The following is a 19,031-nucleotide window of genomic DNA, read 5'->3' as shown; positions in this document are numbered from 1 at the left end:
GCGCTCCTTCTCACCGCAATCCGAGACTGCGGGCAATCATCCCGCGCAGGATTTCCGGCGTTCCCCCCCGAATGGTGAAGGACGGGGCGTGTAGCAGCACGTGCGCCAATCCTTGCGAGTATTCGTCCTCATCGTCGAGACTCGCCTCCATCGGCAGGAGCTTCCGCACGATCTCCGGGACCTCTCGTTCGAATGCCGTGCCGACGTCCTTGACAAGCGCGGCTTCCGTGACCGGGGTCCCGCCCTGCTCCAGAAGCCCGGCGATCGAGGACGACATTCGCCGCAGCGTAGCGAAGTGAACCGCCAGCCGACCGATCTCGACGGCCTGGCGTTCATTCGGTTCGTGTCCCACCTTGTTGATTAGTTCGACGAGCAGGCGGATATCGGACATGAAGCGGTCCGGACCGGCCCGTTCGAACGCCAACTCGCCGGTGACATGCGTCCAGCCTTCACCCGGCTTACCGATCATCATGTCGTCCGGAACGAAGCAGTCCTTGAAGAAAACCTCGTTGAACTCGTGTCCGCCCGACAGGTTCATGATCGGCCTGATCTCGATACCCTTCGACGTCGTATCCACGATGAACTGGGACAAGCCGGCATGGCGATCCTGGCCGGGTGGCCCGGTGCGGGCCAGCACAATCAGGTAGTGGACGCGGTGTGCGTTCGATGTCCAGATCTTGGCGCCGTTGATTACCCAGCCGTCTTCCACCCGATCTGCCCTGGTTCGAGCGGCCGCGAGGTCCGAGCCGGAGTCGGGCTCGCTCATGCCGATGCCGAAATAGCACTCGCCCGACGCGATTCTGGGCAGGATCAACTCCTTCGCACGTTCGCTGCCATGCTTGAGGATCTGAGGACCCGACTGCCGATCGGCGATCCAGTGCGCTCCGCCTGGTGCCCCGGCCGCCAGCATCTCCTCGGTGACGACGAAACGCTCGAGGTTGGAATACTCGCCGCCGCCATATTGCCTCGGCCAGGTCATGCCGATGAAGCCCGCCTTCGCGGCGCGCCGGCTGAATTCCGGATCGAATGTCGACCACGACGTCCGGTGTGCGGCATAGCGTCGATTGGCCCGCTCATCCTCAAGGAACACGCGAACCTTGCGCCGCATCGCATCGGCTTCCGGCGGAAGCGTCAGGGATTCGAACCGAAATGCGCGCAATTGAACCTCCTTCAGATTATCTCGCTTAGCGCAACGCGCCCGGCGCCTCACTTGCTCCTGACGCTGTTGGCAGACGCCTGCGCAGCGTCCATTCCGATCTCTGCCAGGATCTCGGCCGTATGCTCGCCCAAGCGAGGCGCATGCCGGCGAAGGCGGAACGGTGCTAAGCTAAAGGACACCGGTGCCCGGATCGATTTGTACGCGCCTTCCGACGGATGTTCGGCGCGCGCGAACATTCCGACCGCCTTCATGTGCTTGTCATCGGGCAAGTCGGCGAGGCCGAGCACAGGCATGCAGGGAATGCTGACATCATCGCAGAACGCGACCCATGCGGCGGTGGAGCGCCTGGGAGCCTCTTGTTCGATGATCTCGTACAGCGTCTCCAGATGAGACGCCCGCTCGACCAGCGGGAAGAAACGGACGTCCGACTTCAGCTCGGGACGCCCGATAAAATCGAAGAAATCGCGCCAGTTCCGATCCGAATAGGGAAGGATGCACATGTAGCCGTCGCCGGTCCGAAACGGCTTCCGCCGCGGGCTGACGACACGGCTATAGCCGGGACTTCCAAGCGAGGGCTCGAAGGCAAAGCCGAGCAGATGCTCGATATAGGCGAATTCCGCCGTGGTCTCGAACATCGGCACCTCGATGGCCTGGCCGCCGCCGCCGCGCTCACGCTGGAACAAGGCCGCCATCACCGAATAGGCGACTGCCTGCCCCGATAGCTTGTCGCACAGCACGGTCGGCATGAATGCCGGCTCGCCTCGCGCGGCAAGGTGCAGCGCGGCAAGTCCGGAGCCCGCCTGGATGATGTCGTCATAAGCGGCCTTGTCGCGATAAGGTCCCTTCTCGCTGAAACCGTAAGCGCCGCAATAAATGATATCCGGCTTGATCGCACGAACCGCCTGATAGCCAAGTCCGAGCTTATCGATCGCTCTGGGACGGAGCGAGTGCACGAAGACATCGGCCGTCGCAATCAGTTTGTGCAGTGCAGCCATTCCCGATGGCTGCTTCAAGTCAAGCACGACGCTACGCTTGTTGCGGTTGAGATGGAGAAAGCCGCCGGCCATGCCCTCGCTACGATTGGGACGGTAGGTGCGAAAGGAATCGCCTTCCTCGCTCTCGATCTTGATCACGTCCGCACCAAGATCGGCCATGATGTGGGTCGCAAACGGCCCCATGATCACATTGGTCAGGTCGATGACGCGGATTCCGCCCAACGGGCCATCTGCAGGGGTCGTGTCCATCCCGAAACTCTCTCGTTCAGTTGGCCGCGTCTACCGGCTCGCCACGCGGGATGTCCAACTTCTACGTGATCGCAGAACGATCAATACGCTTAGGCGTGATCCAGGCATTTATCACATATGCGATTGATTATGACCGTTCGTTCACTTGCTGGCCGGGCCGCGATCAAACATAGTTTTGCCCAACGACAATAAACGACCGGGAGCGAACGATGATGCCGACGAGCCGCCGCGGATTTGCGCATGCAATTGTAGGGGCCATTGCACTGGCGGGCCTTGCAAAGACCGCCCCGGCCTCCGCCGCCGAGAAATGGGATCTCTACATCTACAATCCCGTGGCGACGGTTGCAGCGGCCAAGGGCATGAACGCCATCATCGAGCAGATCGAGGAGGATACCGCCGGCGAGCTGACGATCCGGCTGCACCTCGGCGGATCGCTTCCGATCAACACCACGACCATCACCCAGGCGGTCAGCGACGACGTCGTGCAGATGGGCGACGACGGATACTTTCTCGGCAACGTGCCGATTGGCGGCGTCCTGCGATTGCCGCTGCTGATCCGCTCGCTTGATGAATACAGGAAAGCCGCCGACATCATGGCGCCGTACCTGGAAAAGGCCTTCGAGAAAAAAGGCGTGCTGGTGCTCGGGCAGTACCTTTATCCTTACCAGGTCGCATTCTCGAGCAAGAAGCTGATCTCGCTCGCAGACATCAAAGGGCAGAAGATCCGCGTGACCTCGCCCGAGCAGGGCGAATTCATCAAGCGACTCGGCGGCGTGCCGGTCACGCTTGGCGCGCCGGAAGTCCCCTCGGCGCTGGATCGCAGCATCGTCGACGGCGTGCTCACCGCCAACACCGGCGGCGGAAACACCTGGAAGGACCTGCTGAAATTCAACTATCGGCTGGGCATCAACTACTTCAATTCCGTCATCATCGTGAACAAGGATCGCTTCAACAAGCTGTCACCGGAGATCCAGGCTAAGGTCCGCAAGGCGATCACAGACAACATGCCGCTGATCACCAAGGCCATGGCGGACGAGGAAGACGGTCTCAGCAAGAAGTTTGCCGAGGGCGGGATGACCGTCACGCCGGAACAGCCCGGCGATATTGACGCCGGCACCAAGGTGATCTCAGCATTCTGGGATGAATGGGCAAAGTCGAAGGGCCCGGATGCCGCGGCAGCGCTCAAACAGGTTCGTGCGGCTCTCGGCCGGTAATCAATCATGGCCGGCGGCATCGAGATCAAGGACGTGGCGCCTGACGGCGCCGTCCACTTCATCGACAACGTGTCATCGGGCCCGGGCCCGGTCGAGAATGCGTCCGAGGCGCTCTGCGCCTTGTTTCTGGTTGCCATGATCATCCTGATCGGAGCGGAAGCGATCGCGCGCAACGTATTTTCGACATCGCTTCAGATAACCGATGAGATCGGCGGGTATCTTCTAGTCGCGACCACCTTCCTCAGCATGTCGGTTGCCGAAGCGCATGGCGCGTTTCACCGGGTTGAGCTGATCCAGGCCCGGCTTGGACAGTCCGCACGGATCGTTTCGCAGATCATCTTTGACCTGATGTCGCTGATCGCCACCGCTTTCGTCACCTGGCAACTGGGGCGCCTCGTGATGAACTCCTGGCGCTCCGAGGACGTGGCTCCCACGCCGCTGCAAACGCCGCTCTGGTTGCCGCAGACCACGATGGCGCTCGGCATGCTGCTCCTGTGCTTCGCCCTGGTCCGCACCATTCTCGTCAAAATCCGCCACCTTCAAGGGAGCATGCAGCGATGACTCCCGGCGTCGAACTGATCCTTGTCCTTGCGATTTTCGTCGGCCTGCTTTGCGTTGGCATGACGATCCCGTTCGCAATCACCGTACCTTCCGTCATTTATCTGCTGCTGCACGCCGGTTTGGCCGGGCTGAAAGGCATCGGCCTCGTCAGCTGGGGCAGCATGAACAGCTTTACGCTGAGCGCCATCCCGCTGTTCATCCTGATGGCCGAGATCCTGCAGGAGAGCCGGTTGAGCCTGCGGGTCTATCACGGGCTGTCGAAGCTGGTCTCGTGGATTCCTGGGGGCTTGCTGCAAACCAACATCGCGGGATGTGCGATCTTTGCCGCCATCAGCGGCTCAAGTGTCGTCACGGCTGCATCGATCGGACGCGTCGCGCTGCCGGAACTTCGGAAGCGCAAATACAGCCCCCGCTTATCCGCCGGCTCTCTGGCCGCAGGGGGCACGCTCGGCATCCTGATCCCGCCGAGTATTGCCATGATCGTCTATGGCACCTTCACGGAGACCTCGGTCGCCAAGCTGTTCATGGCCGGCGTCATGCCGGGCCTGCTGCTGACCGCGATGTTCATGACTTACATTGCCCTGCACGCCTGGTTCAAGCCGGGGATCGCACCCGCTGAAACCGGCGCCCGATCGGTCCGCGAACTGCTGTCGGCCTTGCTCGACGTCATTCCGTTCATGGTGCTGATCGGCGGCACGATCGGGAGCATCTATTCCGGCCTGGTCACGCCGACTGAAGCCGCTGCCGTCGGCTGTGTGCTGGCGATGATCATCGCGATGTTCTGGGGTGATTTCAGCGTCGCAATTCTCTGGCGCGCATTACAGACCACCGTGCGCGTGTGCGGCAACATCCTGTTCATCGTCTATGCCGCCTTCCTGTTCTCTTACGCCATCAGCTATGCCGGCGTCGGCGAGCAGATCACCCAGTTCCTGGTCGATCTGAAGCTCTCGAAGCTCGAATTCTTCTTCGCTCTGTTCGTGCTCTATACGGTGCTGGGCTGCCTGGTCGAAAGTCTCGGCATGATCGTGGTGACGGTGCCCCTTCTCTATCCCGTTCTGGTCCAATACGGCATCGACCCGATCTGGTTCGGCGTCATCCTCGTGCTCTTCATCGAGATGGGCCAGATCTCGCCTCCCATCGGCATCAACCTTTTCGTGATCCAGAGCATCTGGACCGGCAAGCTGAGCGACGTCGTCACGGGCACGATTCCGTTCCATTTGATCATGTTCGTGCTGCTCGGTCTGCTGGTGATCTTCCCTGAAATCGCGACGTGGCTGCCCTCGCAGGCCGCTGTTGTCCCTTGACGAGATGAATAGATGTACGCAGCACCGGAAGTAATCCAGACCGAAGTCTTCGCCTGCCTACCGGACAAGTTTCGTCGCAAGGACCCTGACAACGCCTGGGCAGTCGTGAACCGCCGGGGACTTCCGACTGATTCCTTCATCGAGGGACCGTCTTTCGATCGCAACGGCAATCTCTATATCGTCGACATTCCGTATGGCCGGGTCTTCCGCATTTCCCCGGCCGGCGAGTTCACGCTGGTCGCAGAATATGACGGCGAGCCGAACGGCTTGAAGATCGCACGCGATGGTCGGATATTCATCACGGACTATCGCCACGGGCTCATGATGCTCGAGCCGGATAGCGGCAAAGTCACCAACGTGCTGGACCGGCGCTGGTCGGAGCGCTTCAAGGGCGTCAACGACCTGGTGTTTTCCAGCAATGGCGACATCTATTTTACGGACCAGGGGCAGACCGGCATGCACGACCCGACCGGTCGCGTCTATCGTCTGCGCGTCGATGGAACGCTCGACTTAATCGTCGGCAACGTGCCGAGCCCGAATGGGTTGGTGCTCAATGGCAGCGAACACATCTTGTATGTCGCCGCAACGCGCGGCAATGCGATCTGGCGGATACCGCTGATGCCGGACGGCACGGCATCGAAGGTCGGCATATTCCTCCAGTTGTCCGGAAGCCTGGGCGGCCCCGACGGCCTGGCGATGGACGAGCAAGACAATCTTGCCATCGCTCACGCCGGCCTCGGCACCGCTTGGATATTCAGTCGCCTGGGCGAGCCACTCTATCGGATCCGCTCCTGCAAGGGCCTCGCCACGACCAATGTGGCCTATGGTGGTCCCGACAACAAAAACCTCTACATCACGGAGTCGGAAACCGGCTCCATTCTGGTCGCGCGCCTGCCCGTTGCGGGACGGCTGATGGCCTCGCATCGTTAGCCGCTCAATGAGGATGGCAGCGTATTGAGGTCACCTCGCGCTTTGGCGTCCCATCACCGACTTTGATGCACAGATATCATTGAGTGGCGGACGGCGCCTGTGTCAATCCGTTGTCGATTGAAAACGCCGGGCGGCACGTCCTCCGATAGATGCGGACCAGCCAGTTGCTTGCTCAGGGGGCATTCGATCCGTTGCCATGGCCATCGACAGCGTAGTTCGTCGGGCTGCCGCTGAAATCGAACACGGCGGTGAAGCGCAGGATGCTCAATGGCACGGTCGGATCGGCGCCGTATTCACTCGTCTTGGCGATCGTTCGGGATCGGCACGAGCATTGCGGATGAGCAACAGTCGATCCCCCCAACAATGCAACCAGGCTGCCCCTGAACTTCCAATCGCTCATGATGAATGGCGGCGATCTCGACCCCGCTCATCGACCTGCCCTGCTCGATCAACTGCGCGAGGTCAGACCGTATTTCGACTTCCGAGCCGGATAGGAAATCGAGCCGAAACCACGTCATTTTCCATGACACCGAAACGAGCTTTGAGGCCGCTGCCTGTATTGGCCGACTATAGATTTTTGTTGATCTCCTGATGCACACATCGTGCACACGACGCCCTCTAGTCGATTGAAACACGTGAACTCTCACTCCAATCCATCACCACCCAGCTCGGGCAAGCTCCGCCAAACAGCTCAAATTGGTGGAGGTTCAGGGAGAGCCGGTTTCCGCCGATGGCAAGCTGATGATGCGCGGCGCGCCGACCTCCCGGGGCAGTGGCGCGCCGAGCACAAGCGACAGCTGATGCGAGGCGTCGGTAAGCGGGGCCGCCAACGCCCCGAGATCGGCGCGACGTATGCGTTCGACGGGGCCGCTGACCGTCATGGCCCCCACCAGTGCTCTGTCGTGGCCGAAGACAGCGGTGGAGAGAGAGGCCGTCACGGCGTCGTAAATTCCGGAGCTGACGAAAATTTGCACGCCGTCATCTACCCGGTCCGCCCAACGGGCCATCCTCAGCACTTGTCCTGTCGAGGTCAAATCAAGCGGCGCGAGATTTGTGAGCCGCGCGACGTCGCGTACTAGTTGCGGCGAATCCACCCGAAACAGGCAGAGCCGGCTGTCGCGTTCGCGCACGTGAAACGCGCTGCTCTCCAACGTCTGCTGGCTTAGCCGCTGAAGCACCGGCAGCACATGCTGTTCGAGATTGAAATTGGCCCGATAGGTGGTGCCGAGCTGGAAAGTCTTCGCACCAAGTGCGTAGCGGCCGTCGCTGAGGCGGACGACGTAGCCGGCTTCGTCCAATGATACCAGCGAACGCATCACCGTTGGTTTCGCCAAACCCGTGAACTTGGCGATGTCGGCCAGGCTGCGCGAGCCGGCTCCGGCGAAGGTATCCAGGATCGCCAGTGCGCGTTGCACGGCGGCGACCCCCTGTGTCTTCGGCATCGAAATCCCCTGTTCCGCCGATTCTGGGTTGACCTCGGCGCATCGCCATTACACTATGCGTAACGGCGTTCCATTTTCAATGGGGTTCGGTATGGCCGTAGGGTTCAGGATCCATTCCCGCAAGCGCGCTGTCGCGGACGAATGGATCAAGCGGGCTCGCGCCCTTCCGGTCGCCAATATTAGTGATGTGATGTCACGCATGGCCTCGGGCGGCGCGACGCTGCGGCCGATGCATGCGGTCGGTGGCATGGCTGGTCCCGCTCTGACCGTGAAGACCCGCCCCGGCGACAATTTGATGGTTCACAAGGCGCTCGACATGGCAGTTGCCGGCGACGTCATCGTGGTCGATGCGGCTGGCGACCTCAGCAACGCAATCTTCGGAGAGATGATGCTCGCGCAGGCGGCCCGGCGCGGCGTCGCCGGCATCGTCATCCATGGCGCGATCCGCGATGCGGCTGCGATCCGGGCGAACCCGCTGCCCGTATTCGCAGCGGGTGTCACCCATCGCGGTCCGTACAAGGACGGTCCGGGCGAGATCAACGGGCCGATCGCGATCGGCGGCATGGTCATACAACCCGGCGATTTGGTGTTGGGCGACGACGACGGCGTCCTCGCGGTCGCCGTCGACGATTGCCGCGCGGTGATCGAGGCCGCCGAAGCCAAGCGGGCTGCCGAGACCAAGCAAATGGCGGCGATCGAAGCCGGTACGCTCGATCGTAGCTGGGTCGACGCCTCGCTCCGCCGTCTCGGCTGCGAGATGCCAGAGGTCTAACGATGGCCGGGCGTACGATCTCCGAGAAGATACTCGCTCGAAAATCCGGGCAGGATGCGCAGGCCGGGGACCTCGTGGTCTGCGAGGTCGATTGCGCGCTCGGTACCGACGGTTCAGTCCCCATGGCGCTCGATTATTTCAAGGCGATGGGCGGGAAGAACGTGCACGATTCTGCGCGATTGGTCTTTGCGCTCGACCATTACGTGCCGCCCGCGAGCCCGCAAACGATCGAACTGCATCGCGTGATGCGAGACTTCGCCAAACGCTTCGGCGTCACACTGCATGAGGCCGGCGAAGGAATCGGCCACCAGCTCATCGTCGAGACCGGCCGCGCGCTGCCGGGCAGCCTGGTCGTTGGAGCCGACAGCCACGCCGTGACATACGGGGCGCTGAATTGTTTTGCGACCGGGATCGGTTCGTCCGACCTTGCCGCAATCATGCTGTGCGGCCGGATGTGGTTGCGCGTCCCGGACTCGATCCGCGTCGTTCTGACCGGAGAACTGCCGAGCGGCGTCTATGCGAAGGATATCGCGCTGGCGCTCGTGGGCCGACTCGGCGCCGACGGTGCGGCCTATCAGGCGCTCGAATTCGCGGGGCCCGGCCTCGCCACGCTCACGCTGGAGGACCGCCTCGTCCTGAGCAATCTTGCCGTCGAGATGGGAGCGAAGACCGGCATCTTCCCGGCCGATGAAGAGACCGTCGCGTATCTGGAAGGTCGCACCGGCCAAGCCTTCGAACCGATCGCACCGGATCCGGATGCCCGCTACAGCCGGACCGTGGAGATCGCGCTCGACGCACTCCCGCCGCAGATCGCATTGCCGCATCTGGTGGATCAGGTCGTACCACTCGAGGATGCGGCCGGCACGCCGGTGCAGATGGTCTATCTCGGCACCTGCACGGGCGGCAGGCTACGCGATTTCCATCAGGCCCGTGCCGTGCTCGAGGCGGGTGGAGGCGTCGCGCCCGGCGTCCAGCTCGTGGTCACGCCGGCATCGCGCGAGGTCCGCGACGCCATGGCGGCCGACGGCACGCTCGACGCCCTGGTCGGCTTCGGCGCGACGGTGGTCGAGCCGGGTTGCGGCTCCTGCTGCGGGACCTGCGGGGTGATCCCGGCAGACGGAGTTTCAGTGATCTCGACGGCCAACCGCAACTTCAAGGGTCGCATGGGTAACGCCAAGGCATCGATCTACCTCGCCTCCCCGGCTGCCTGCGCAGCCACGGCAACACGCGGCGCGGTGACTGATCCCCGCGAGGTGTCGCGATGACAGCTCTACGGGGACGCGCGCGACTGGTTGGCGACGACGTCAACACTGACTCGATCATCAGCTCGACCCGCAAGCGAGAGAGCCTCGATCCCGCTGTTCTGAAGCAATTCCTGTTCGAGCATGTCGACCCTGCCTTCGCAGCCTCTGTACAGCCCGGAGACATCCTGGTGGCGGGCAAGAATTTCGGTTGCGGTTCGGCCATGGAGGTCGCCGTCACGACAGTGCTCGGCGCCGGCATTCCGGCGGTGCTGGCTCGAGGATTCTCGCGGACCTACTACCGCAACGCCATCAACAACGGCCTGCTGCCGCTCGTCTGCGATACCGCCGGGATTAGTGAGGGCGACATCCTGATCTACGACGGCACCGGCGCGATCCGCAACGAACGTAGTGGCGAGACGCTCAGCCCGGATCCCCTGCCACCGATCATGCTGGCGATCCTGCGCGCGGGCGGCCTCGTTCCCTACATGCGTCAGAACGGTGACTTCAAGCTATGACGGCCACAGAGACTTCCCCCGCCATCGCCTCGACAGGTTACCGTCTTCGGCTTCCCGGTCCAACCGAGGTGCCCGAGCGGGTGCGGCAGGCGATGGCCCGGACAATGGTCAACCATCGCGGCCCCGAATGCCGGGCCGCGATCGGCGAGGCGGAGAAGATGATCCGTCCGATCCTGGGGACGACAAACCATGTCCTGTTCTTTGCGAGTTCCGGAACAGGCGTCATGGAGGCCGCGCTCGTCAACGTGGCGGGGCCCGGCAGCCGGATCCTTGTGATCGAGCATGGTCAGTTCGGCGAGCGTTTCACCGCCATCGCCAAGGCCATGAACATCACGGCCGACACGGTCGCGATCGAATGGGGCCAGGCGATCGATATCGCCGCGGTGGAGGCCCGGTTGCGCGAGCACACCTATTGCGCCGTCGTCGCCGTGCACAATGAGAGCTCAACCGGGATCGTTGCCGATCTCGCCGCGCTCGGCGCGCTCGTGCGCGACCGGCCCACGCTGCTGATCGCAGATTCTGTCAGCGGTCTTGGCGGCATCGAGATGCGGCAGGACGAATGGGGCGTCGATATCGTGGTCTCAGCCTCGCAAAAGGCCTTGATGTGCCCGCCCGGCCTCGCACTTGCCAGCGTGAGCGCCAAGGCATGGCGCGTGATCGGGCAGGACAAGCAGCGATCGACCTTCTATTGGGATTTCCGTCGCGCGCTGAAATCCGCAGAGCAAAACGAGACCGCATTCACGGCGCCGGTGAGCCTCATCTACGCTCTGCGAGAGGCCTTGACGATGATGCATGAGGAAGGCTTCGCCAATGTGCTCGAGCGCCACAAGAAGCTCTCAGCCGCGCTGCGCGCCGGCGGCGCGGCGCTCGGACTAGCAGATTTTTGCCGCGATGAGCCGCGCTCGAGCACGGTCGTGGTCTTCAAGGTCCCAGACGGGCTCGAAGGCGGAGCCATCGTCCGGCAGCTCTACCAGGATCACCGCACGGTGATCGCAGGCGCCCGCAACCGTCTCTCTGGCCGTGTCATCCGGTTTGGCACGATGGGGGCTTTGAGCACGGCGACGATTCTGACCGACCTTCTGCATCTTGAAGACTCACTCACGAAGCTCGGCTTGCCGATTGAACCAGGCGCCGGGCTCAAGGCGGCCACCGTGTACCTCGCTGCCACCACATGAGCGACGACTGAACCGATAAAGGCGAACCATGATGAGATGTCCTGCCTCCGTCCTCGCCCGAGTCGTGGCGCTCGCGGTATCGCTGTTCGCGGCCGGGCTGGCCGCGGCCCAGCAGAGCGTCGTGCTCTATTCGGCCAACGACGACACCGTGAACAAGCTTGTCGCCGAAGGCTTCGCCAAGGCGACCGGGATCAAAGTCGACGTGGTCTCGACCGGATCGGGTGTCCTTGTACGCCGTGTCGCCTCCGAGTCCGCCAATCCGCAGGGTGACGTGATCTGGGGTGTCAATGCGACGCTGCTGCGGCTGGCGAGTCCACATCTTCAGGCTTACCCGGCCACGGGCCGCGAAGCCGTGCCGGCCCAATTCCGCGATCCAAACGACCTTTGGCTGGGCACCAACATCCAGGTCGTTGTAATCGGGCAGAATACCAAGGCGATCGACAAGGCCAGCGGGCCCAAATCCTGGGCCGACCTCCTCGATCCGAAATGGAAGGGCAAGCTCGCTTTTACCGACCCGGCCAATTCGGGATTCTCATATGCGGCCGCGACCACACTTCTGTCGCTGTGGGGTGCGGATGACGCGGCGTGGACGAGGATGGACGGGCTGCTCGCCAATGCGAAGGTGCTCAACCGCTCGACCCAGGTGTTCGACGGGATCGGTAGCGGCGAATATCCACTTGGCATCACCCTCGAATATGCCGGCTTCCTGTGGGCCCATAATGGGGCGCCAGTGAGCGTCACCTATCCGGCCGAGGGCACATATGCGGGCGTCGAGGGCGCGGCCGTCCTGAAAGGCGGACCGAACCCCGAGCCCGCCAAGCGGCTGGTCGACTACCTGGCCAGCAAAGAAGTTCAGGAGATGTTGCTTAAGGCGACCTTCCGGCGCCCTGCCCGTCAAGATATCGAGCTCGAGGCAGTCGCACCCGGGATGCTGCCCTTCCGGGCGATCAAGGTGCTGCCTTATGACGATGCCAAATGGGAAGCAGCCCGGCGCGACACCCTCGCGCGGCTGAAGACCACAATCCAGAACACGCGCTGATCCCATGACCAGGATCCGGATTGAAGGCCTGACCCGCACCTTCGGCGCGGTGCGGGCCGTGGACAACATTTCGCTCGACATCAGGCACGGCGAGCTGTTCACGCTGCTCGGGCCTTCGGGCTGCGGGAAGACGACGCTGCTGCGCATGATCGCCGGCTTCGTCGATGTCGAATCCGGATCCATTTCCTTCGACGGCCGGCGCATCGATACCCTGCCCGCGCATCGCCGCGACAGCGGCATGGTGTTTCAGAACTACGCGATCTTCCCGAACCACACCGTCGCCGAAAACGTGGCCTACGGGCTGAAGGCCAGGAAGGTCCCGGCTGCCGAGATTGCATCGCGTGTCGACAAAGCGCTCGAGCGGGTGCGCCTAGCAGGTTACGGTCCACGCTCGCCACACCAGCTTTCCGGTGGCCAGCTGCAACGCGTGGCGATCGCCCGCGCGCTCGTGATCGAACCTGCTGTGCTCCTGTTCGACGAGCCTCTTTCCAATCTCGACGCGCAACTGCGCACCGAAATGCGAATCGAGGTCCGACAGCTCCAGCAGGCGCTCGGCCTCACTGCGATCTACGTGACGCACGATCAGGAGGAGGCGCTCGCCATCTCCGACCGCATCGCTGTCTTGCGTCGCGGCAAGATCGAGCAAGTGGACACGCCCGAACGCATCTATCGGATGCCGCAGACTGCGTTCGTCGCCGAGTTCCTCGGTTCGACCAATATGGTGCCGGGCATCGCCGGCGCTTTCGACGGCCGCAACACCCCTGTCGCGGCGGCCGGAACGGAGTTCTCAGTCAGAGGCGAGGTTGCATCACCGGGCGCACCGGTGTTGCTGTCGGTCAGGCCGGAGGCGCTGCGGCTGGGAAACAGTTCCGACGGCCCGCTCGTTCAGGCACGTCTGGCGCTACGCGAATTTCTGGGCCTGATGCAGCGTCTCCACGCAACGTTGCCAGACGGCACCCAGCTTCGGATCACAGCGCTCGGCGGCCAGGTACTTGATGTCTTGCCCGGCGCTCCGCTCACCCTTGCCTACGATCCTGCCCAGATCACGGCGTATCCGGCGCCATGAAACGATTTGCCACCATCGTGGCGCTGGCGGCGCTGGTGCTGCTCGCGGTCTTTCTGCTCTACCCGCTGGCGCTCGTTCTGGATGCGAGCATACGGATCGACGGCACGGGCGGGCTGACGCTCGGGAACTATGCGGCGATTGTGAAGAGCCGCTACTATCTTGGCAGCATCGGCAATAGTCTGCTTTGCGCCGCGCTCGCGACAACCTTCACATGCGCGATCGGAATCCCGCTCGCCTTCTGTCTTGCCCGGATCGACATACCGGGCCGCGCTCTGCTGCTGACGCTTGCCTCCCTGCCGCTGGTCCTGCCCTCCTTCGTCAGCGCCTACGCGCTCGTGCTGCTGTTCGGCCATGCCGGCGTCATCACTAGCGCCTTGCGCGGAATCGGCATCCCGATCGGCTCGATCTATGGCCTACCCGGCATCGTCATCGTGTTCACGTTGACGCTCTATCCCTACGTCGTCATGCCCGTGCTGGCCGGCTTCCAGGCCGTCGATGCCTCGATGGAGGAGGCAGCCCGCAATCTCGGCGGTTCACGGTCCTATGTGATCCGCACCGTGCTGCTGCCGATTGTGATGCCGGCGATACTTGCCGGGGGAATTTTGGTGTTCATTGAGGCGCTGGAGAATTTCGGCGTGCCAGCGGTGCTGGCTGAGGACCGCCCGTTCCTGGCCGTCGACATCTTCAAGCTGTTCGCCGGCGAATCTGACGCCAATCCGGCTGCTGCGGGTGCGCTCAGCGTGCTCCTGATTGCCTGCACGGCGCTCGCGCTTCTCGTTCAACGGCACTATCTCGCCAAGCGCCGCTTCTCAACCAATGCCCGCAGTGCGACCGCGAAGCTGCCGATGACACCGGGACTGCGGCTGGTGGCTACGGTCGTGAGTTGGGGCATTGTGATTTCCTCGCTGCTGCCTTTCGCAGCCGTGTTGATGATCTCTCTCCTGCGCTTCCGTGGCCCCGTGCTGACCTGGGAGTTCGGATTGGGCAATTACGCGACCTTGTTGTCGGGCTCCTATCGGCCGCTGCTCAACACGCTGACGCTCGCCAGCATCGCGGCCATCGCCACTATGCTGATCGGCGCTCCGATCGGCTACGTGGTGGCCCGGCACCGCACGCGCCTGTCTGGGTTGCTCGATTTCGTCGGCATGGTGCCGTTTGCGGTTTCCGGCACGATCCTGGCGATCGGGCTCATTATCGCGTTCAACAGCGGGCCGTTGATCTTGACCGGCGGCTGGCTGATCCTAGTCATCGCCTATGTCGTCCGCAAATTGCCCTTCGCGATCCGGTCGTCCTCGGCAATTGTGCATCAGCTCGATCCCTCGCTCGAGGAAGCCTCAATCAATCTTGGGGTCTCGCCGAGCAAAACCTTCGCGACCCTGACGGTGCCGTTGATGGCGAGCGGCCTTGTCGGCGGCCTCGTGCTGGTCTGGATCACCGCAGCATCCGAGTTGAGCGCAACTATCGTGCTCTATGCGAGCGGCTGGGTCACCACGACCGTCGTGATGTACCATGCCATCGAGGGCACCGGCGCGGGACTCGCGGCCGCCGCAGCCGCGGTGCTTATCCTGGTCACCGCAATCCCGTTGCTCCTGATCAACCGACGCATAAGCAAACACGAAACGACCGTGATCTGACGGCAGGTGAGGACGGCATGAACGACGCAACCCAAGCGCTCCCGAATTTCCGCAGCGACAACGTCGCACCGGTCAGCCCTGAGATACTGCGAGCGATCGAAGCGGCCAATCGTGGGCCAGCCGCCGCTTATGGCGACGACGATTATTCGAAATTGCTGAATCAGCGCTTCTCGACGCTGTTCGAGACCGAGGTTGCGGTGTTCCCAGTCTCGACCGGCACGGCCGCCAATGCTTTGTCGCTCGCAACCTGCGTGCGGCCCTATGGCGCGATCTATTGCCACAAGGAAGCACATATCGACACGGCGGAAGGCGGCGCGACCGAAGCCTTCACAGGTGGCGCGAAGCTCCTCACGCTGCCCGGCGGGCATTTTCGGATCGAGCCGCCAATCCTGCGCGAGGCGGTTACCGGGGCGGCTTGGGGAGTCCGCAATCGCGCGCAGCCCGATGCGGTGTCGATCACTCAGGCCAGCGAATATGGGACGGTCTACCCTCTCGCCGAGATCGCCGCGATCGGCGAAATCGCCCGTGACAAGAATCTGTCGCTGCACATGGATGGCGCCCGGTTCGCCAACGGCTTGGCGCGGCTCGGCTGTAGCCCGGCCGATATGACCTGGCGAGCGGGCGTCGACATCCTGTCGTTTGGAGCAACCAAGAACGGCGCGATGTCAGCGGATGCGATCGTGGTCTTCGACCACAACCTTGTTGAACCCCTGTCCTATCGGCTTCGCCGCGCCGGACAGACCGCGTCGAAGATGCGTTATGCGTCCGCGCAGCTGCTCGCTTATGTCGAGGATCGCCTTTTTCTACGACTCGCGGCAAAGGCCAATTCCGTGGCTGCCTACCTTGGAGCAGGTCTTGCTGCACTGCCTGACGTTCGGCTCGTTGCTCCAGTGGAAGCCAATTTGATCTTCGCAAAGCTGCCCGCACTAGCCATCGACCGGCTCACGGCAAACGGGTTGCAATTCGCGCGACGAGGCGACGAGGTGATCCGGTTCGTCGCCCGCTTTGACAGCACCGAGCAGGAGGCCGATGAGGTCATCGCCCTCGTCCGTCGCGCGGTCACGGGACCAACATCGGTTGGCTTGTGACACCTGCGCGCGCCCTGTTGATGAACATAGAAGAGCAGTGTGGCGGACAAAGCGTAGCCCATGCGAACAGGGAGCGACCCAAACCCCGCACCAACTCTTATCGTCGACTGTAGTTGGTTCAGCTTCTCCCGACCGGCCGAATGCCGTGAGGAACACTAGCGTCCTCGCCACAATGCGCGAGCCAGAGGCTCGAGCACTCTCGAGCCATCACCGCTTTTCAGCCGTCACACATCAATTCAAGGAAGCCCCTCAAGACTTGACGACAATAGATTTTTCTTGATCTCTCGGTGCACACGTCATGCACACGCGGTCTGCTCACCTTTTGAAAAACTTGAACTCTCGCTCCATCCATCATGAGCTGGTTTGCGCAAGCTGCAGCCAAATTGCGGCAGGTCGCCCCGAACTGCAGAAAATTACGGGGCGGGCGCCGGTTACCGTCACGGCTTCGCCGACCTACACACACAGTTCGTGTTCTGTCCGGCTTAACGCAATCTGCAACAACGGCTATCAATCGCTGGCTTTGCTCAGCTCGTCGTCGCTGCACTTCGCTCGAAGGGTTTGTTCTCTGCGATGAACCTGGCCGCCAGCACGAGAGCGCCCATCGAGAACTCCTTGCCATGCGCGGCGATCATCCGCTCGGAAAGCTCGGCCAGCTCCTTGAAATACTGATCTTTGCTTTCGGCTTCGTTTAGCGATCGAGTAGACGTCATGGTATCCCTCCTAATGATCGCGGAAGACTTTCGCCTTTGGTGCGAGCCCGCTATTTGAAGATGTGGGAGGGAAACGTGACGATCGCCGCCTCCCCGTTGTCCGTGCCGAATGCGAGATGCTGGCCATCGGCCGACCACCGAAGTGCGTGGATAGCGCCCCGGCCGGGTGGCTTGACGAGCAGTTCGTCGGATTCGCCGATCTTGGCGACAACCACCATGCCGTCCGCGTATCCTGCTGCAATCAGCTGACCCTCGGGGTGTATATCCACTGCCTTCACGAGTACGGGTCGGGCACGGCCTGTCGCAAGGCTGGCCGGCCGTTCGCTGTCGTCGCTGAGGCTCGCAATATCCCATGCGATCATCCGATAAGCTCCGCTCGTGACGAGAACGCGGGAATCCGCACTCCACGACAGAGATGCAGTACTCCCGGGATAGCTGGACATCCGGACGATCCGGGCATCGGCAAGACGGACCAAGACGACACCTGTCCCCACGACCGAAGCGGCTAACCAGGATCCGTCCGGGCTCCACGCCAAATGAGAGATCGGGCCGAGCTCGAATGAAGCCGCCGGCCCTGGTCGTGCCCCGAAGGCACGAACGAGCAGACAATTATCGGCCCCGACCGCAAAGCGCCGACTATCCCTTGATACGGCCAGTGCCGATGCATGCCCGCCCGCTCGCTCCTGGAGCCAACTGACATCGCCATTTGGATTGTAAAATATGACCGATCCGCCGGAGGCGGCCAGAATGCCGCCAGCCTGAACCGGGGCGACGAGATCAATTGGGGACCCATGGTCCGCGATCAGATGCGTGACGCCGGATGCCGACACGCGAAGCAACCGGCTGTGATCACTTGCGACAAAGCCCGACGTCCCGATCAAGGCGAGGTGAAGCGGAGCATCGCTGATAACGACCTTCGTCAATGGGGGCACCGGTTTCCGCCGCGGCGAGATTGTGGCCCGGCCCCCGTCCAGCGCGACACGACAGCGATCTTGCGGCGGCTCAATATCGGTCAACGGAGCGATCGCCAGAGCGCCATCGGCGAGCGCAAACGCAACTCCGTCTTCCGCGAAGGCCAAACTGGTGACGGGCGCCCCTACCGTCCAGTGTCGCCCAAGCAAATCATAAAGCGTTGCAGTGTCTGCTTCCATCGTATCCATCGAACATCTCACCTGCCGGCGGCAATCCGCCTGTCAAGATCTTCAAGACGTCGTTCCAGTGCGGCGCATTGAGCGTCGCATACTGCCATTCCGGCAGTTGCGTTTTTCAGGCGCGCCCGCGCTTCCTCCAGCGCCTCGGCGAACGCATGCGAGACGCCCGTCGCGGCGATCTCGCGCTCAATCTCCTGAATCTCGAACTCCGCCCCACCGCCGAGCTGAAGGTTCAGAAGGTTGCGTGATTGAGCGGCCGACATCTCCTGAACGACGACCAATCGTTCCTTCAGCACTTCGACCAGGGTTGGAGAATCATCACTCATCGGCCTGCCTCGATCTGAGCCAGGATCCGCTGCAGGCCTCCGACACCAGATACAAAATGTTGCTGCGCGTCATTGATGTGAGATTGCAGGGAGTCCCACAGATCGACCCTCAGCAACCGCGCAGGATCGCCGGCCATCGTCTCGATAGCCTGAAGGCCGAACTGATGCCGCAAGCCGATCCCCTTCAAGACGAATTCCGAAAGCTCACGCGCATGCATTTCGATGAACGGACGCAAGAGCGGATGCGCACTGTAACTGATGCCGCGCTTCGAGAGTTCGACCTCGATGAGCACGATGAAATGCCGAACCAGCAGATCCTGGCTTTCGCCGAGCAGCTGCACCACGAAAGTGACGTCGCGGTCCGCGCGCGCAACAATCTGCGATGCGAGCGCCGCCGCGGTCGCCGGCCCCTCCCCGCCGTTCTGTTCATGCCAGACAGCCGCCATGTGTCACCCCG

At 62.5% G+C, this 19,031-nt stretch carries 20 protein-coding genes and 1 pseudogene; 13 read left to right on the top strand and 8 right to left on the bottom strand.

The annotated features are described in order from the left end of the window. Window positions 1-10 precede the first annotated feature (10 nt). Together ACVWY5_RS12930 and ACVWY5_RS12925 are read right to left on the bottom strand one after the other, a co-directional pair. Window positions 11-1,159, bottom strand: coding sequence for an acyl-CoA dehydrogenase family protein (locus tag ACVWY5_RS12930; protein ID WP_028334194.1), 1,149 nt, complete (start codon window positions 1,157-1,159; stop codon window positions 11-13). Window positions 1,160-1,206: 47 nt separating this feature from the next. Beyond that, complete coding sequence (locus ACVWY5_RS12925) at window positions 1,207-2,403, bottom strand: CaiB/BaiF CoA transferase family protein (RefSeq protein ID WP_028334193.1); 1,197 nt, start codon at window positions 2,401-2,403, stop codon at window positions 1,207-1,209. Between the two features lie 209 nt (window positions 2,404-2,612). On the opposite strand from ACVWY5_RS12925, the gene dctP reads away from it, so the two are divergent. The 4 genes from dctP to ACVWY5_RS12905 are packed head-to-tail and all read left to right on the top strand — an operon-like array spanning window position 2,613 to window position 6,412. Then, window positions 2,613-3,617 carry a TRAP transporter substrate-binding protein DctP gene (gene dctP / locus ACVWY5_RS12920; RefSeq protein WP_321176801.1) on the top strand — a complete coding sequence of 335 codons (1,005 nt, stop codon included), beginning with the start codon at window positions 2,613-2,615 and terminating at the stop codon, window positions 3,615-3,617. Window positions 3,618-3,623: 6 nt separating this feature from the next. Next, entirely contained in the window at window positions 3,624-4,178 is a 555-nt protein-coding gene (locus ACVWY5_RS12915; RefSeq protein ID WP_051376145.1) for a TRAP transporter small permease, read from the top strand. Further along, the gene (locus ACVWY5_RS12910; RefSeq protein WP_028334191.1) at window positions 4,175-5,482 is read left to right on the top strand and encodes a TRAP transporter large permease; all 1,308 of its coding nucleotides are present in this window, start codon (window positions 4,175-4,177) and stop codon (window positions 5,480-5,482) included. The genes ACVWY5_RS12915 and ACVWY5_RS12910 overlap by 4 nt, the downstream gene beginning before the upstream one ends. Before the next feature lie 12 nt (window positions 5,483-5,494). Then, on the top strand, window positions 5,495-6,412 hold the full coding sequence (locus ACVWY5_RS12905; protein WP_028334190.1) for an SMP-30/gluconolactonase/LRE family protein: 918 nt from the start codon (window positions 5,495-5,497) through the stop codon (window positions 6,410-6,412). 172 nt (window positions 6,413-6,584) lie between these two features. Here ACVWY5_RS12905 and ACVWY5_RS12900 read toward each other — a convergent pair whose 3' ends face one another. Next, window positions 6,585-6,812, bottom strand: a complete 228-nt coding sequence (locus ACVWY5_RS12900; protein ID WP_321176800.1) for a hypothetical protein — start codon at window positions 6,810-6,812, stop codon at window positions 6,585-6,587. Between the two features lie 307 nt (window positions 6,813-7,119). Next, a complete protein-coding gene (locus tag ACVWY5_RS12895) occupies window positions 7,120-7,854 on the bottom strand; it encodes a helix-turn-helix domain-containing protein (protein ID WP_051376142.1) in 735 nt (244 codons plus the stop codon). A 91-nt stretch (window positions 7,855-7,945) separates the two neighbouring features. Between ACVWY5_RS12895 and ACVWY5_RS12890 the strand changes: the two genes are divergently transcribed. The 9 genes and pseudogenes from ACVWY5_RS12890 (at window position 7,946) to ACVWY5_RS12850 (ending at window position 16,387) form a co-directional block, all read left to right on the top strand. Next, window positions 7,946-8,626 (top strand): RraA family protein, encoded by a 681-nt coding sequence (locus ACVWY5_RS12890; protein ID WP_028334188.1) that lies wholly within the window; start codon window positions 7,946-7,948, stop codon window positions 8,624-8,626. A 2-nt stretch (window positions 8,627-8,628) separates the two neighbouring features. Next, window positions 8,629-9,891, top strand: a complete 1,263-nt coding sequence (locus ACVWY5_RS12885) for an aconitase/3-isopropylmalate dehydratase large subunit family protein (protein ID WP_028334187.1) — start codon at window positions 8,629-8,631, stop codon at window positions 9,889-9,891. Next, a complete protein-coding gene (locus tag ACVWY5_RS12880; RefSeq protein ID WP_028334186.1) occupies window positions 9,888-10,385 on the top strand; it encodes a LeuD/DmdB family oxidoreductase small subunit in 498 nt (165 codons plus the stop codon). The genes ACVWY5_RS12885 and ACVWY5_RS12880 overlap by 4 nt, the downstream gene beginning before the upstream one ends. A gap of 92 nt (window positions 10,386-10,477) precedes the next feature. After that, window positions 10,478-11,560, top strand: coding sequence for an alanine--glyoxylate aminotransferase family protein (locus tag ACVWY5_RS12875; protein WP_321176799.1), 1,083 nt, complete (start codon window positions 10,478-10,480; stop codon window positions 11,558-11,560). Between the two features lie 64 nt (window positions 11,561-11,624). Further along, window positions 11,625-12,599, top strand: a complete 975-nt coding sequence (locus ACVWY5_RS12870) for an extracellular solute-binding protein (protein ID WP_028334184.1) — start codon at window positions 11,625-11,627, stop codon at window positions 12,597-12,599. Between the two features lie 4 nt (window positions 12,600-12,603). After that, the gene (locus ACVWY5_RS12865; RefSeq protein WP_028334183.1) at window positions 12,604-13,665 is read left to right on the top strand and encodes an ABC transporter ATP-binding protein; all 1,062 of its coding nucleotides are present in this window, start codon (window positions 12,604-12,606) and stop codon (window positions 13,663-13,665) included. Then, window positions 13,662-14,441, top strand: a pseudogene (locus tag ACVWY5_RS12860) (ABC transporter permease); the annotation flags it as partial. The gene ACVWY5_RS12865 and the pseudogene ACVWY5_RS12860, both read left to right, overlap by 4 nt. Before the next feature lie 318 nt (window positions 14,442-14,759). Further along, the gene (locus ACVWY5_RS12855; RefSeq protein ID WP_410712190.1) at window positions 14,760-15,299 is read left to right on the top strand and encodes an ABC transporter permease; all 540 of its coding nucleotides are present in this window, start codon (window positions 14,760-14,762) and stop codon (window positions 15,297-15,299) included. Window positions 15,300-15,316: 17 nt separating this feature from the next. Beyond that, a complete protein-coding gene (locus tag ACVWY5_RS12850) occupies window positions 15,317-16,387 on the top strand; it encodes a beta-eliminating lyase-related protein (RefSeq protein ID WP_028334181.1) in 1,071 nt (356 codons plus the stop codon). 524 nt (window positions 16,388-16,911) lie between these two features. On the opposite strand, the gene ACVWY5_RS12845 is transcribed toward ACVWY5_RS12850, so the two are convergent. The 4 genes from ACVWY5_RS12845 to ACVWY5_RS12830 are packed head-to-tail and all read right to left on the bottom strand — an operon-like array spanning window position 16,912 to window position 19,020. Beyond that, the gene (locus tag ACVWY5_RS12845; protein ID WP_028334180.1) at window positions 16,912-17,097 is read right to left on the bottom strand and encodes a hypothetical protein; all 186 of its coding nucleotides are present in this window, start codon (window positions 17,095-17,097) and stop codon (window positions 16,912-16,914) included. 50 nt (window positions 17,098-17,147) lie between these two features. Beyond that, window positions 17,148-18,257 carry a WD40 repeat domain-containing protein gene (locus ACVWY5_RS12840; RefSeq protein WP_028334179.1) on the bottom strand — a complete coding sequence of 370 codons (1,110 nt, stop codon included), beginning with the start codon at window positions 18,255-18,257 and terminating at the stop codon, window positions 17,148-17,150. Window positions 18,258-18,265: 8 nt separating this feature from the next. After that, on the bottom strand, window positions 18,266-18,574 hold the full coding sequence (locus ACVWY5_RS12835; RefSeq protein ID WP_028334178.1) for a hypothetical protein: 309 nt from the start codon (window positions 18,572-18,574) through the stop codon (window positions 18,266-18,268). Continuing rightward, a complete protein-coding gene (locus tag ACVWY5_RS12830) occupies window positions 18,571-19,020 on the bottom strand; it encodes a hypothetical protein (protein ID WP_028334177.1) in 450 nt (149 codons plus the stop codon). Before ACVWY5_RS12830 ends, ACVWY5_RS12835 begins: the two co-directional genes overlap by 4 nt. Between the last annotated feature and the right edge of the window lie 11 nt (window positions 19,021-19,031).

Source organism: Bradyrhizobium sp. USDA 3256 (assembly GCF_054058275.1).
This window is presented reverse-complemented; position numbering and strand designations above follow the sequence as displayed.